This is a genomic window from Enterococcus raffinosus (genome assembly GCF_018917525.1).
Taxonomy (GTDB): domain Bacteria; phylum Bacillota; class Bacilli; order Lactobacillales; family Enterococcaceae; genus Enterococcus_A; species Enterococcus_A raffinosus_A.
The window spans coordinates 1-15,798 of the sequence record NZ_JAHLOS010000008.1 but is presented as its reverse complement, the minus strand read 5'-3'; the positions used below and the strand labels follow the sequence as shown (position 1 = coordinate 15,798).

General features: G+C 39.5%; 13 protein-coding genes. 4 read left to right on the top strand and 9 right to left on the bottom strand.

Annotated elements, in window-relative coordinates; translation table 11 throughout:
• Positions 1-159: 159 nt before the first annotated feature.
• Positions 160-3,225 (bottom strand): beta-galactosidase subunit alpha, encoded by a 3,066-nt coding sequence (ebgA, locus tag KQI58_RS07355; RefSeq protein ID WP_216407834.1) that lies wholly within the window; start codon positions 3,223-3,225, stop codon positions 160-162.
• Positions 3,222-4,718, bottom strand: coding sequence for an amino acid permease (locus KQI58_RS07350; RefSeq protein ID WP_216407833.1), 1,497 nt, complete (start codon positions 4,716-4,718; stop codon positions 3,222-3,224). Before KQI58_RS07350 ends, ebgA begins: the two co-directional genes overlap by 4 nt.
• 131 nt (positions 4,719-4,849) lie before the next feature.
• On the opposite strand from KQI58_RS07350, the gene KQI58_RS07345 reads away from it, so the two are divergent.
• Positions 4,850-5,686 (top strand): AraC family transcriptional regulator, encoded by an 837-nt coding sequence (locus tag KQI58_RS07345; protein ID WP_216407831.1) that lies wholly within the window; start codon positions 4,850-4,852, stop codon positions 5,684-5,686.
• Positions 5,687-5,900: 214 nt separating this feature from the next.
• On the opposite strand, the gene KQI58_RS07340 is transcribed toward KQI58_RS07345, so the two are convergent.
• From KQI58_RS07340 to KQI58_RS07330, 3 genes are all read right to left on the bottom strand, one after another.
• Positions 5,901-6,731 (bottom strand): hypothetical protein, encoded by an 831-nt coding sequence (locus KQI58_RS07340; protein ID WP_216407829.1) that lies wholly within the window; start codon positions 6,729-6,731, stop codon positions 5,901-5,903.
• Positions 6,732-7,284: 553 nt separating this feature from the next.
• Complete coding sequence (locus KQI58_RS07335) at positions 7,285-8,139, bottom strand: LysM peptidoglycan-binding domain-containing protein (RefSeq protein ID WP_216407827.1); 855 nt, start codon at positions 8,137-8,139, stop codon at positions 7,285-7,287.
• Positions 8,140-8,149: 10 nt separating this feature from the next.
• The gene (locus KQI58_RS07330; protein WP_216407825.1) at positions 8,150-8,731 is read right to left on the bottom strand and encodes a hypothetical protein; all 582 of its coding nucleotides are present in this window, start codon (positions 8,729-8,731) and stop codon (positions 8,150-8,152) included.
• 261 nt (positions 8,732-8,992) lie between these two features.
• Here KQI58_RS07330 and KQI58_RS07325 point away from each other — a divergent pair, with 261 nt between their 5' ends.
• Positions 8,993-9,307 (top strand): helix-turn-helix domain-containing protein, encoded by a 315-nt coding sequence (locus KQI58_RS07325; protein WP_016178007.1) that lies wholly within the window; start codon positions 8,993-8,995, stop codon positions 9,305-9,307.
• A 202-nt stretch (positions 9,308-9,509) separates the two neighbouring features.
• On the opposite strand, the gene KQI58_RS07320 is transcribed toward KQI58_RS07325, so the two are convergent.
• From KQI58_RS07320 to KQI58_RS07310, 3 genes are read right to left on the bottom strand one after another with little or no spacing between them, the layout of a single operon-like run.
• Positions 9,510-11,141 (bottom strand): aryl-sulfate sulfotransferase, encoded by a 1,632-nt coding sequence (locus tag KQI58_RS07320; RefSeq protein WP_216407823.1) that lies wholly within the window; start codon positions 11,139-11,141, stop codon positions 9,510-9,512.
• 25 nt (positions 11,142-11,166) lie between these two features.
• Positions 11,167-11,826 carry an ABC transporter ATP-binding protein gene (locus tag KQI58_RS07315; RefSeq protein ID WP_216407822.1) on the bottom strand — a complete coding sequence of 220 codons (660 nt, stop codon included), beginning with the start codon at positions 11,824-11,826 and terminating at the stop codon, positions 11,167-11,169.
• A gap of 54 nt (positions 11,827-11,880) precedes the next feature.
• The gene (locus KQI58_RS07310; protein ID WP_216407821.1) at positions 11,881-13,377 is read right to left on the bottom strand and encodes an ABC transporter permease; all 1,497 of its coding nucleotides are present in this window, start codon (positions 13,375-13,377) and stop codon (positions 11,881-11,883) included.
• A 142-nt stretch (positions 13,378-13,519) separates the two neighbouring features.
• On the opposite strand from KQI58_RS07310, the gene KQI58_RS07305 reads away from it, so the two are divergent.
• Positions 13,520-14,194: a response regulator transcription factor gene (locus KQI58_RS07305; protein ID WP_216407820.1), complete on the top strand. Its 675-nt coding sequence runs from the start codon at positions 13,520-13,522 to the stop codon at positions 14,192-14,194.
• A 4-nt stretch (positions 14,195-14,198) separates the two neighbouring features.
• Positions 14,199-15,515 (top strand): sensor histidine kinase, encoded by a 1,317-nt coding sequence (locus KQI58_RS07300; protein ID WP_216407819.1) that lies wholly within the window; start codon positions 14,199-14,201, stop codon positions 15,513-15,515.
• A gap of 65 nt (positions 15,516-15,580) precedes the next feature.
• Here the strand turns inward: KQI58_RS07300 and KQI58_RS23135 are convergent.
• A partial coding sequence (locus KQI58_RS23135; RefSeq protein WP_216407818.1) for a transposase occupies positions 15,581-15,798 on the bottom strand: 218 nt, incomplete at its 5' end.

The following is a 15,798-nucleotide window of genomic DNA, read 5'->3' as shown; positions in this document are numbered from 1 at the left end:
TCTATCGTAGTACGAGATAAATTTCTACTCAATTTCTGGGTCAAAATTGGTAAATTTTCAACCCGCTGATCAAGAGTCAGCCTTCCCGCAAAAAAACTCCCATCATTCATCAATGGCAATTAACCATTTCTTGAACTGAAGAGAGTTTTGATTTATTTTCTAGAAGGGTGATTGAATAACCTCATGAGAGAGCGCAACGGCATCTATTTCTTTTCCATTAAATCCACTTAATCGGAAAGAAAGATTAAATTTCTCAAAGGTTGTTCGGTATTTTTCTAGCTGCCATTGTCCGCAGGAATAGCTGCCTAGAGCATTTTGCTTATAATCGATATTCACCACTACATAATCACGTTCCTTCAAATCGCAGGTATGTTTTGCGTTATCCAGATCGACCTCTTCGTAATAAGAAGTACTAAAATTGAAGCCTTCTTCCTCGGCGATGAATATCCCTTGGTCACGGTCATCGGTTAAAGCCACCCATCTTGTATCCATTCTATTTCCGTTCGCCTGTGGCACAACATAGTTGGTAAACATATCCGCAACTGTGGAATCATAGACACCAAGATAGCCAGCCTCTTTTGAATCCACATAGTTTTCTCGAGGTCCTCTGCCTAAATATTTCACCTGATTGAGGTCTTTGTTCACATGCATGGAGATGCCTAATCGCGGCAGCATAGCCGGTGCACTATCGATTTTCCCACTAGGTGCGCCTTCTAGGTTAAATCGAATATCTCCACTTCCGTAAATCGTGTAGTTATAAGTACACTTGTAATGCCACGCACTATTTGTTGTGGAATTAATCGTCTTCACAGTGACTTGAACGGCTTGTTCGCTTTCTTTCCAATCAAAGGAACTTACGATTTCATGTTCTAAATGAAGAAAGTCTCGCTTCTTCATCTCGTCAATGATTTCCATATCGTTACTAATAGGTGCACGCCACAAAGTAAATTTCGGTCCTCGTTCAAGGATCGTTTGACCATCTCGTACCAGTTTCAAGAGCGTTCCTCTAACTGTATCAAATACTACTGAGAAGTTTGCACCTGTGATTGTCAATGTCGTTGCTAATTGTTCAGCCTGTAAGCTGCCACTTGGTACGACCGCTATTCCTTCCGCTTTGATTGGAAGTTCAAAATTAGCCGCTGCCAATTCGTAGCCTTTCGGAGCATAATTTGTCGTTGCTTTTAACCGGTAGGAAATATTCAAGAAATAGCTTGCTCCAGGCTTCACTGAAAAATTCAAGTCATACGGCAAAGTTAATTGAAGGCTTTTTCTTGCTGGAATTGAAGGCAGTGAAATTGTGCCATCTTCAATTAGCGTTTGATCCTCAAGAATCGCATAATATAAATCAAAAATTTGCAGATCTTGAAAATCAAAGCGGCTTAGCAGTTCGATTTCTCCACGATTTAGATCAATGGCAGTGGTTTGAATCGGCTCAATCACTTTTTTGTATTCATAAAGACTTGGCGAAGGTGTGCGGTCCGGCATCAACATACCATCGATACAAAAATCTTTATTAGAAGGATCATCTCCAAAATCGCCGCCATAACGATAATATTTTTCGCCATCCTCAGTGTAGGATTCAATACCGTGGTCAAACCACTCCCAAATAAATCCTCCCTGCAGCTTATCATGAGCATAAAACAAATCTTGATAGTCCTTTAGGTTTCCTGGGCCATTCCCCATCGCATGACCATACTCACACAGAATGTGAGGCTTCTTCGATTCTTTAATGATCGTTTCCATCAATGGTTGCTTCGTCGGATGTTCCAACCAGGTATACATCGTTGAATAAATGTCCGCCGCTTCAACCTCAAAGTCTCCTTCGTAGTGAACCAAACGAGTAGGGTCCATTTTTTTTGCCACTTCAGTCATCTTCACAAAATTCGTACCAAAAGCTGACTCATTACCAAGTGACCAGAAAATAATTGACGGATGATTTTTATCCCGCTCGATCATTCGGACCATTCTAGAAACGTAGGCCATTTCCCATTTTGGATCGTCACTGATCCAGTCATATTTTCCAGTCAATTCAAACCCATGACATTCCAAATCTGTCTCATCGATCACATACATTCCGTACTCGTCACACAGATCATATAGATAAGCAGAAGTTGGATAATGGCTGGTTCGAATCGCGTTGATATTGAACTGCTTCATTAAAAGGATGTCTTTTTCGATTTCTTCTTTTGATACGACACGGCCATTTCGAGGGTTGTAATCATGACGATTAACCCCCTTAAATTTGATAGCTACACCGTTGACAAGGAAAACCTCACCGGCTAAACGAATATTTCTAAAGCCTACCTTTTGAGGAATAACCTCGATTAAATCATCCCCTTCGTAAACAGAGATCAATAGCTGATAAAGTACAGGTGTTTCTGCCGTCCAATGTGCGACATTAGGGATTTCAGCATGAAAACTTCCGTTATCTCCAGTGATTTTTTGACTCAGCACCTGTTGACCATTCGAATCAATTAGTTCGACTTCAACAACTTTTCCTTTAGGTTCCCGCAGCGTGTAGGATAGATCCAACAGTCCTTTTTCATACTTATCGTCCAAATCAGCAATGACTTTGAAATCATTAATTCCAGCATAAGGGACCCCCAGCAATTCCACATCTCTAAAGATTCCACTAAGCCACCACATATCCTGGTCTTCTAAATAAGTGCCGTCAGACCACTGATAGACTCTCACCGTCAGATCATTTGCAGCGTCTTCATGAACAAACTTGGAAATATCGAATTCTGCCTCATTTCTAGCTCCCTTACTATAGCCAACCTCTTCTCCATTCACCCAAACATGAAAAGCAGAATCGACACCACAAAAGCGCAAAAGTATTTTTTTATCTTTAAAGCTTTCATCAATCATGAACTGCCGCTTATAAATGCCGGTTGGATTTTCCGTTGGTACATACGGCGGATTTATCGGAAAGTTATACCACAGATCAGAATAATGCATCTTACCATAGCCTTGAACCTGCCAATTTCCTGGTACTTTAATGTCTGCCATAATTTCCGTGTCAAAATCAGACTCAAAAAATCCGATTGGACTATATTCTGGTGCATCTACTAACAAAAACTTCCAAATCCCATTCAAATTTTTGAAGGCATGCGTATACCTATTTTGATTTAATAACGCTTTTTCTCTTGTTGGAAATGTCGAAAAACGCGCTCTTGGTTCTAAACGATTGATATGATCTAATTGATAGTTTTCCCAAATTTTCATTTACCTGTCACCTCTACCTTTGTCTCTTCATCATTCATTATTTTTGCTTTTCTTTCATAGCGAACCCAACAAATCCACGCAAAGCCCATAAATATCACAAGTCCTGCGATATTATAGATTAGCATTCCAATCGGACTCGCCTCTCCTGCAGGTAATGTTCCATTAATTTCAGCCATAATCAGCTGTGGATCAGGAACAGTTGACATAAAGAATACAAAAACGAACAGTACCAATAATGCAACTCCGGCAAAAATCCCAAATTGACGACTACCGAATTTGAAACTGCGGGGCATCGAATCTTTCTTCAACCGCAATCCGATATATGCAATCAATAAAAAGAGTACGGGTAGCAAGGAGGTAGATGCTGTCATATTTATCAGCGTCGAAAGAAAGCTGTCCATATTCCCAATTCCTAACGCTGGAATGATCAGCAACATCGTAACGATCACGCCTTGAACAATCAACGCATTGGTTGGATTTCCTTCTTCATTTGTTTTCACCAGCCATTTTCCAAACACTCCCTCTGGAATTTCCGAGAAAAAGACCTTTACAGGGGCCGCAGTCCATAACGCCAATGAACCAAGACTACCGATAAACAAAATCAAACCAACCAATCGGACCATCACGCCGTTTGGAATATGGAAATGGGTACCTAAAATTTTGAAAATATCAAAAATTCCGTTAGAAAAGTTTCCCTTCAAAACATCTGTCGGCACAACAAAACCCACAGCTACCGCACCCAAAACATACATAATTCCAACGATAATCGTCGCCCCAATCATGGTTCGAACAAACGTACTATTTCCGCCTTTTACATCCTTGATGTAAACACCGATACTTTCACCGCCACCGACTGCCTGTAAAATCCACGCCATTGTCATGAAAAAGGTCCAATTAAAGCTGGGGGTGATCGATTGCATCGAAAAGTCTTGTGCTGGTTCCTTGCCAAAGCCAAAAACGACGATAAAAGCTAACACAACAAAAGCGACTCCCATAAACAACCGCGCGCTTCCAGCAAAACTAGTCACCTTTGAAATCCACGAAACACCTTTAATACAGACCCAAGTCATCAGCCAAAAAAGTATAATCGAAATAATTGCAATGATTATCGTACTGTTACCGCCTTGAAAAACATTTTTCCCACCAAAAGCGTAGGAACCATAAATCAGTGTATTCGGCAATAACGAACAGAAGTAAAATAGATTAACAAAAAAATACGACCATGCTCCTAAAAAGGCCCACTTCTCTCCCAAAACCGATTGCAGCCAACTATGAACCCCCGATTCTTTTCCTGAATTAGCAGAAGCAAACTCCGCAATCATCAGAATAAACGGTAAAAAATAGAAGATACTGCCAAACAAATAGCCGGGAATCGTTGCTAACCCAATTTGAATGCTGTTGTTGACAATGCTAGGAAATGCGAATACTGCCGAAAAGGTCATGAGCATTAACGCAACTGACCCCAAGCGCTGTCTTGAATTAGAATTTTCCATCTCAAACATCCTTTCAATAATTAATTACACATTGATTTTATAGCGCTTTCATGATATAAAAAATAAGAAATGTTTCCAAAAACTTGTAATAATGTTGACTCTTCACATTTTTTTATAAAAGGAGTATTCAGATGTACAGCTCATTACCAAGCGATGTCAGTATTTTAATAAACAATGAAATGCTAAGTTCAGAGTTTCATGTTTGCGAAGTTGGTTATGAACAATGTCGCTCAACCAAGCCTATGGAGTACGCTCCGATTGATTATTGGGTGATTCATTATTGTGTCGCCGGAGAAGGCTATTTTTCAACACCTTTTTTTCCTGAAAGAAAAATTACAGCCGGAGACTTTTTCATCATCCCATCGAATTGTAAAAATGTATATTATCCTAATCGCGAGAACCCTTGGCAGTATCGCTGGGTAGGATTTTCAGGTATGTTAATGGATCACTATTTTTCAGATTTAAAATTAAACAAATCCAATTGTGTCATCAGTCACTCCTTTGATCATCGAATGGATGATCTGTTCCAAGATATCTACGAAGCGTTCAAAAAAAATGATCATTTTCGCACGATGGCCTCTTCCTTTATTCTATTCGACACCCTCGATAGAATAAATAAAAAAACAGATGATACACCACAAAGTGAGCACCTGTTTAAAAAAATTCTGAATTACATTGATGACAATATCTCAGAAAATCTCAGCGTCAATCAAATTTCGAAAGCGAACAGCATTGATCGAACCTATCTATACAAGCTATTTCAGACCCATAAAGGTATCGGGCCTAGTGAATATATTCAGGAACTAAAGTTGCAAAAAGCCTGTTCACTGCTACGAAAGAGTTCACTATCGATTACTGAAATTGCCTATGAAACCGGATTTTCTTCCTCTTCGTATTTTTCAAAGTTCTTCCATTCTAAACTAGGCATCGCTCCTTCGACTTATCGGAAGAAATTTATTATTAATTAATACCGTAAAAAAAGCTGCGGAAAATTTCCGCAGCTTCTACTTATTTCTAGTCTAGCTGATGATGCGTCCTTTTATCGGTATATAGCGAAAACACACTGGTTTATCGGCTTCTGCGCTAGTTAATAATCAGTAATAACGACATTAACTTGACCATTTCCTATATTGTTCATATGCATTAAAAAAATTCTGTATTTTGTATTATGGCATTTTTCATTTATGGTAAGACTACCCCAAGCTTATCAGCAATTTTTCTAATTCTCTTTCTAGTTTCTTCATAGGTGTAAGCTAAATTAATCACTCTATAATAGGTCCTACGTGTAATTGCCAACTTGCTTATTGCTTGAGTTACTGGAACTCGATCTTTATTTTTATAAATAAGCAACAAACGTTCGATCTGCTTATCTGACAATTGACATCCACCACGTTTTCCACGTAGCTCTTCCCGTCTTCTTTCTTTCAATTCTGGAGTTAATTCTTCTTTATTACGCTGTTTCTGATAAATAAATGGCCATACTTTATTTGAATCTTCACTGGTATCATCTAAACTTTCAGAGGCTTCACCCAAATCAGATAATATTTTGTCCATCTCTTCAAAAAATTCTTTTATTTCTTTATCAGTACTATTGGTATTCTCGCTTGAATAGGTGTCATTCTCTTTTAATTCAAGCTGCTTCCTTGTGTTTATAAATTGGCTATCCAAGTCTATATTTCTACGGTATTTCTTTAATTGCTCTTCCAATTTTTCGATTCTTTCTTGTGCTTCTTTATTCTCAATTTCCAATTTATTTACTTTTGATCGTTCTTGTTCATAATCATGTTTTATTCTTTTATCCACTTGGTCTGTTATTTTTATATGAAGGAGTTTTCTTAATTTATCATTTTCTCTCTTCAATTTTTCTGCTTCTTTTATCCAAGAGAATAGAATATCATGAACTTCTTCATCATATCTAACATTTACTAATATCCCATCTTCTTTTATTTGAGTTAATCTGAGTAGCAACTCATATGTACTTTCTTTCTTTTTTTCATCCTCATTGTTTCTCATCTTCTCCACCTCCTATTGTATCTTTTATATTAACATAAAAGATACAAATAGTTGAGTACCTATTACTAATTCATCTATTTTTACTAACCGCTAATCCTTGTTTACATAAATAGTTTCAAAATCCTTTTAATACATAATTTCCCTTTTTCTTAATTATTGAAATCTAATGATTATTTTCCTTTCCGCTTAATCTCAATTTTTTTTAATTGAAATTCATTCATCATTTGTTGTACGATTCCAATTAATATATTTACATGTTTTGTTCTTTTATTCACTTTTCCAGAATCAGTATTGAGTGAGTCTTAGGTATTATTCGGCTAATTAAAATTCAAATATATTGTTCGAATTCTAAGTTTTTGCTGGTTTTTTAAGAGTTCGAATTCGCTTCCTTGTGAAGTCCTAATTTCTATTTAGTGATAACCAATCAAGAGATTACTATGAGTTTATTCACCAATAAATCATATAAAAAAACTGTGGCTATCACCCAAAAACTGGATGTTAGTCACAGACTTATTTTAATCAGCTACTCCATACGAAACATTAATGTGATCAACTATTCCCAAGACATTACGCCATAACTTCCAGCAATTCCTTCCATTAACAAACTATCCGCATACCCATCAATAAAGCTTGTTGCCTCACCCTCTGTTGAGAATAATCGACTTCCTTTTTCGATATTCTTTGATTGATCATCACCTTCATAAGCGTAGAACCAGACTGTGAATTGAACTTGTGGGTCTGGAGTCGGTGTCGGTGTAGGATCAGGGTCTGGTGTTGGAGTTGGCGTAGGATTAGTCACCACTCCACCATTATTTGTTCCACCAGATGAACTTCCATTGCCTGTTGTTCCGTCATTTTTATTTTCACCATTACCAGAAGGTGTCGAAGCCGGATCAGAGGATGCGACATTCGTTTGGTTCTGTGTATTTGACATATTTGGAGCTGGCGAGGCCTGACCTACAGACTCACCAATCGGTTGATTCGGAACTATTTTATCCGACTCCGTAATTTGTTGTTGATCAGTCACTACACCATTTTGATCTTGAACAGTTACGACATTGCCTTCAAACACCAACTTATTCCCTGCATAAATCAAGTTGTAATCTCCAATGCCATTCAATGAAGCTAATTTTTCCATTGTGACATTCGTTGCTAAAGAAATACCGCTTAACGTGTCTCCCCAAACAATAGTATATTCTTTTTTTCCTTCAACATCCTTTTTGATTTGCTCAATCGATCGCGCTTCCCATTTACCATCCATTTCTGAAGCTTGTATGTCTTGTCCCTTTAATATGAGTACACCTGCCATTGTAAAAGCACTTAAAGCTAAACCCTTTCCAAGGTTTTTACCCAAATTTTTTCTTTTTTCAATAACTGTTTGCTGCTTTATATCTCTTCTCTTTTTCATAATACTCTCCTTAATAAGTCCTTTTATCTTTTGAAGTCACAACTTGTATTTTTTTCTTATGATAATCATTACGATTATTTTTCAATCTCTCGGATAATTTTTCACTTCTCTTCTTATAATGATTACACCCCATTTTAAAGTGTTCGAGTTGATGTTGTAATCGTTGGATTTCAAGGCTCATGCGTACAATTACCTTTTCAAGATCCTGACTATTATTCATACGCAATCGTTTTTCAACACCATCTAGACTTTCACATTTTTCTTCACATCCTTCACAGATTGTAAAAAGTTCCTTATCAATAAATATTTGCGAAACAGAATAGTTACCACACCATTCACAAGTCATTTCACTAGCTAGTTCTGCCTCATATAGGATATTTTGGATCTGAGAAGACTGTTCACTTGGCTCTAAATCGGTAACAAGCGAAAGAATCCCTTGCTTTCTTTCTACTCGTTCAATCGCTATGCCAAGTTCACTGAGTTCCTTTTCAGCTTTTACCAATATTCGATACCAACCGTGTCCTATCCGATGTCCAAATTTAATTAGAGCCAGACAATTCATGCTTTTGTAATTAATTGAATGTTCTTCCATCAGTTGTCCTCCTCACAAAAGATCAAATTTTTTAATAATCAATCGATGTCAAATTTTTGAATTTAATGCTCTACCTATATTCTCTTATATGCAAAAAAATCTAAAAGAGACACATTTCAATTACTACAAAAACAATATAGCACAGAAATAGGTTTTTAGAAACCTTTTATTTATGAAAAAAGAGATTTTTTAGGTTATTAAAGGCCTAATAAAACAACAGACAAACCTTTAATCTTTAATTAACGAAAGGTTGTGGGACCGATGCTTAGCTCAAAAGTAGCAGCAAGAATAAAAGAGTTACGCTTACAAAATGGAATGACTCAGGAATTTTTGGCTGAGTTAGCTGGACTAGATCTATCCTATTTAGGAAAAATTGAAAGAGGACAAATTGAAAATATAAAAATTGAAACACTTGATAAAATAATTAGAGCCTTCAATATTGATTATCCTTCGTTCTTCTCTTTCGAAAAGGATGATAATGATATCAGCAGAATAATTCATGATTTGAATTCTTTAGATAGACGAGAAGATATAATCAAGGTATTCAAGCAGATAATAGCGATTAGTAAAAATTAAAGATTACTTGTTTACTAGAAGTATATTCTATAGATCAACTTAGAAACCCATATCTTTTACAAATTAAAAGTGATATCTTCACCCTCTTCGAAATAGTGAGGTCGTGTCCACGAATAACATGCCATTCTCTTTCATTTATGAAAAACTAATCATTAATTAAACTTAAAAAACTGCGGAAAATTTCCGCAGCTTTTACTTATTTCTAATTTAATTGATACGTCCAATTATTATTGTATAGCGAGAATCGCTCGGCACGATATGCCCAAGCACTTGTTGGAAAATCACTAAGATCAATGTTAATAACTGTTTCACCGTCTTCGGTGACTTCCATAATCGAGCTAGTCTTACCTTCATCACGGAATCCGAAATTGACTAAACGATTACCGGTATTGTTCAAGTAACGAGCACTACCGATGATTTTAGTGTAATAGTCTTTACCTAGCTCTTCACCAAAGGTCCAAACTTCTTCGATCGTCATTTCTGCTTCGTTAATCCGAACCTGGCGGGCTTCTGAGTATTGTTCAGAGGTTTCTTCATCCCCGCGGGTAACCGAGATGTTATTGTCATAATATAAAATATCGGTCGTCTCATCGTTGTCGTCTTGATCCGGCAGGACGATCGCCGCGTGCTGTCCGCCGCTGGCTTTGACATCGCCTTTTAAGAAATATTTTTGATAGCTCTCCGGCCAACCGCTACTGTCGCCCATGATCCATTTGATCTCGTTCGTGGAATAATCAATCTTCATAATCGTATCTTGATGCCTCCCCGAAATAATAATACTGTCGTCTGCCTCATCGTATTCCACTGAGTTTTGGTGGAACCAATCGACCTTTCCGTCCTCGCGGCTCGTCGAATCGTAGTCTTCGTAAAAGGCTTCCGGTAAAACATCCTTCAGATCAATCGTTTTCTCGATCTCCCCTGTTTCGCGATTCAGCTCAATCATTGTGTCCTCAATGTAATTACTGCCATCATTGACCGTTAGTAAGAAGTTTCCGCTTGGTAGTTCGATGCCATCATGATGGATCACGGTCATTTCACCTTCGCTTTTACCTGTATCGTTTGCGGCGCTAGAGCTTGAGAAATCGTAACGGTGATAGATTTTCCCTAAGTAGTCCGTCTCTAGCAGCACATTGTAGGTATCCGCGTCATTCGATTCTTTGGTCAAATAAAGCAGATTCCCGTTATCCAATTCTTTAAAAATATGACTGTTATAGCGGGTCGAATACCAGCGGACATCGCCGTTGGCATCAAAGGCATAGGCGCGTTTCGTACTTGGCACGACAAAGGTGAGTTCGCTGTCGCCTAGTTCCATTTTTGTTGTATCCGCTTCTTTGACATCGATGTTGGCAATGGATTTCGCTAACGTTCCTGTTTTTATCGTTACCGTTTTCTCCATGCTATTGCCTGATTCATCCGTCAAGGTGATCGTCACTTCGTTTTCTGTATCTGCGTACAATCCTAAAATCGGAACACTGTGATCCGTTGTATAGTCGTCAAAGCTGTTCTTGATGGTCGTCGTCTCATCCTTGCCGGCCACTGAGATATCAACGGTCATTGCGTCTTCTGTTTGGAAAAGCAGCAGCGCCGAAAGTGGACTGGCATCGTAAGGATCAAGCTGGACATAGATATTGTCTTCTGTGTACTCGCCGCTTTTTAGTAGAGTCTGATATTTTTTCTCTTTTTCCGTTTGTTCCTCCTGCCACTCATCATTCAAGGAGACGGACAGCTGTTCTTCCGTGTCCACCTCATTTGAAACTGAGCCGCTGACACCACAGCCGGTTAAGCAGACCGTCATACCAATAAAATAACTGATTTTCTTTAGTGTTGCCCTCATTCACTTCCTCCTTTTCAAGCATTGATTAAGAAACCTGACGAAACATTTGATTTTTCAATTCGTACACGACATCGCAGCCTTTAGCGACATCCTGTTCATGGGTGACTAAAATAATGCATTTTTGCTGCTCATGAGCGATTTCTTGGAATAGCTTGACGATTTCACCTGAGGTCGCTTCATCTAAGTTTCCCGTTGGTTCATCTGCGACAATCAAATCATGTTCGCAGCACAATGCCCGCGTAATTGCGACCCGCTGCTGCTGACCGCCAGATAGCATCGTTACTTTTTTCTCTGCCAGTTCTTTGGTAATGCCGACTTTTTCAAGATTTGCCAAAGCGTAGGCTTTTTTATCCGCTTGCTGGCTTTGAGCAATTTCCATCGCCGTCACTACATTATCCACTGCCGACATGTATGGCAGAAGATTGTAGGCTTGAAAGACGATCGATACATCCTTGCGCCGATATTCCCGCAGCCCGATTTTTTTCAAAGAAGTATCTTCATAAAGAATTTCTCCGCTTTTTGGGGTATCCAAGCCTGCGATCAGGGATAAAAAAGTTGTTTTCCCTGATCCGCTAGTGCCTAAAATGGCGTACATCTTGCCCTTTTCAAAGGTTAAATTCACCTTTTCGAATAATGGGCCGTTGTTCTCATACCAATAGCCTAAATCCTTGGTAGCTAATGTCATAAAATTTCCTCCTTCAATTTGTTACCTTCGTTTTTCATAACTGATCATCTACGTCTAAGAGATCAAGATTTTCTTCGGATTCAATCGCAGAATCCCTGCGGATGATAAGACGATTGAAAATAGACTGATTCCCAGTCCGATGCCTGCAAGACTAAGAATTTCCATTGGCTTCACAGAGATATTCAATTCCTGAATTTCCTCGGTTTGGGTAAATGGATTACCGCCCATTTGACCGCCACCTCGTGGACCGCCATTTCCACCGCCAGGCATTTGTCCTTGTCCGCCAGGGCCGCCATTATTTCCTGCCGCATTGGCTTCTTGTCCTTCCGCATTTTGCGATGTTGTTTGTTGACTTAATAACTGATTTCCGACGGCATTTCCTACGACATTTCCGCTGGCTGCCGCAATACCCAAAGCAAAGATCATGCAGATAAAAATCTCAACGAAAAATTGTGAGATGACCTTCATCCGTGATTCGCCTAATGAAAGCAAAACACCGATCTCATATTTTCGTTCGCGAATCGACAGCATAATGATCAGCGTTAAAATAATCACTCCCGCTGCTGCGACTAGAATCACGATATTTTTCGCGAAACTTGAGACATTGTTTAATGGTTGCAGCATTTGCTGATACATTTGATCGTTGGTTTCTAAACTAAAGGTATCGGTATCGATTAATTTGTTCGCCTGTTTGACGAAGCTGTCCATATCTTTAGGATCTTCTAGGTTATAGACGGCTGAATCGATCGTTTTTCCTTCTGAACCGGTCAGTGTGTTGACCATGGTATAAGAAGAAAAGATCGTGTTCGATGGGTTCATAAAGTTAAACTGCGCGCTCATGCTATCCCCAGAATCGCTGGTTTTGTAGATGCCTTTGATGGTTACTTCAACGTCCTTGTCATCGCTGTCTTTAATTTTAAATTTGTCACCGACACTTAAATCGTTGGCCTCGGCCAAACTTTGTTCAATCAGGACATTGTTGGTGTCTTCATCCGCCGAAGTGATTGCCTCTCCTTCAACCAGACTTGCGGTTCCTGCTGAAAATTCGCTATAAGAGCTGCTTTCAGAAACACCTTTGATTTGGAAATCCCCTTGGCTCATGCCGCCAGGAGCACCGCCTCCGCCAAAGCCGGCCATTTGTTCGTCAGTAGACTCTTCTTCACTATCATCACTGTCGCTGGAAATCGGTTCGATTCCTGAACTTTTATCTGCTGAGGTGCTGGCTTCAAAGGAATAAGATTTTACATTCGATAATTTCGCAATTTTTTTCGCGTCGCTTAGATTTACCGGTGTTCGTTCGAAGCTGCCGGGATCAGGTCGGCTATTTTCATCTTCTGAATCAGATTGCTTAAACATCGCCTCTCGGTTCGTCGATAAGGTGACAGTGGCTCCGACGCTTTTTTTCGCATTGCTTGTTGCCAAGTCTGCGCCGCTGCGGATCGTCAATCCCGCCAAGACGAAAATCAATATAGCCGAAAAGACGGCGATCATAATAATACTGCGCCCCTTCTTGGCCCAAAGGCTTTGAATCGCCCGTTTCATATAGTTCATGTTGTTTCCCCCTTCATTTGTCTGTCTGTAGAATAAGCAAGCTGGCTTAACCGAAGCTTAAGCCGTAGGTAAAAAGTTTTAAGGTTGATTTAGGAAAGCATGGTACACTGAAGAAGTAATAAATGAAGAGGGAGAAAAATCGATGATTAATCTATTAATAGTAGAAGATGATGCGACACTTTCAGAGAATATAAAAGAAATTTTAGCCGATCTAGGTGATATTACCCAAGTTTACGATGGAGAAGAAGGCTTATTCGAAGCGGAAAGCGGGATGTATGATTTAATTCTGCTGGATTTAATGCTGCCAGAGAAGAACGGCTATGAGGTGTTAGCAGAAATACGGGAAAAAAACATCCAGACACCCGTATTGATCTTAACTGCCAAGGATAGCTTAGAGGATAAAGTAACGGGCTTTCAAAAAGGCGCAGATGATTATTTAACCAAGCCTTTTTACCGAGAGGAGCTGATCATGCGAGTCAAAGCATTACTAAAACGCTCGCTGGGATTATTTGCTGAAAATCAGTTGGCTTATAAAAATATCACCTGCAACCTTTCAACTAAAGAAGTGACCGTCGATGATGAGGTCTTGCCGATTCAAGGGAAAGAATTTGATCTTTTAGTCTACTTTATCCAAAATAAGGGTGTGATTTTGACCAAAGAGCAGATTTTTGATCGTATTTGGGGCTTTGATTCCGATACCACGCTAACTGTCGTAGAAGTCTACATGAGCCACCTGCGCAAACATTTGAAGCCGTCAGGTACCGATCATCTGTTCAAAACTCTGCGAAATGTCGGCTACATCTTACAAAAGGAATGATTCAATGAATACAGAAATTTCGAGAAAACAACGGTTAAAATTTTTCTTCATTAATGTCGCGGCATTTGCGGGAATCTTTCTATTATTGGGCTTTATCACTCTGCAGCTTCTGCAAAGCTCAGCCTATCGTCAAACCGATCTTTCCCTGACTCAAATGGCGGAAAATAGCCACCTGATCCAGATGGAGATCAACCGCTATCAGCAGGGCAATCCCTTTTTAGCGCAAATGCCTGACGATCAGCGCATGGATAAAGGTCCTGATGGCAACAATCGCTTCAATACCCAGATCATCCTTTGGTCTAAGGACGGCGAAATTCTGAATAAGGATGTATTAGGCGGACGCTTCACCGAGCTAGAGAATTTGACCTTAGATAAGAAGAATTTGGATTCGGTTCAGGCATTAAGCTTAAAAAATACTGGAGAAGCCAGTCAAAAGCTCTCCTTCCATTCCTATACGATCAAAGCAGAGAATGCGGAAAATATCGCCTATATCCAATTTTTATCAAATACCAATCAAATCGCGGACTCCATGAAGACCTTTGAGACTACCTTGATTATTTGTATGATCATCTTCTGGCTGATCTCGATTGGTATCAGTTTTTATATTTCAAAAATGAACATGCAGCCAATCATGCACTCGTGGCGCAAACAGCAGGAATTCGTCGAAAATGCTTCTCACGAATTGCGTACCCCGCTGGCAATCATTCAAAACAGCCTACAGCAGCTCTTTACTAAACCAGATCATACGATCCTAGAAGAATCCGAGCCAATTGCTCAAGCTTTGAATGAAACACGCCGCATGAACAGCTTGACAGAAGACCTGCTGACTCTAGCCCGCAGCGATTCCAATCAGTTGCTGCTGCAAAAAGAGGCCGTCGATCCTAAAGACTTCATTCAGCAATTAGCCCAGCCTTTTCAAGAGATCGCCGAAATGAACGATAAACAATTCGTTTTGGAAAACTACGCTGATCAGCCTATGCTGATCGATGAAAAACGCATCCATCAAGTACTGGTGATCCTGCTGGACAATGCGCTGAAATATACGGAAGCTGGCGAAAAAATCATTCTGCAATCAGAAATCTCCAATGACAATTGGCTAATTGAAGTCAAAAACAACGGCCCATCCATCAGTGATGAAGACAAGAAGCACATCTTCGAACGCTTCTATCGCGAAGACCGCTCCCGCTCCAAAGAAACCGGCGGCTACGGCTTAGGCCTTGCCATCGCTAAGCAAATCATTAATCAACATAAAGGCAAGCTGACCGTACGCGATTGGGAGCCGCGAGGTGCCGTCTTTCAGATCAAACTGCCGATGAAATAGCACATAAAATTAACGGAGCTGTGACAAAAATCCGGTTCTTTCTCAAGTTTGGTTATACAGGCCCTTCAAAGAAGATTGCTCAAGGAGAAATCTTCTTGGATTGCCGAAAAAGCCAACAGACATTTTTTGGATAGATTGACTAATCCAGAACGACCATATACAATTCGTTTTATAAGCTTAAATTTGTTGTTATTACCTTCGACGAATCCAGAGCTTATACTATGGGATATCGCGTTTTTTATCGGGGCGATATCCCTTTTTATGCTCTGACAAAAAGAATCAA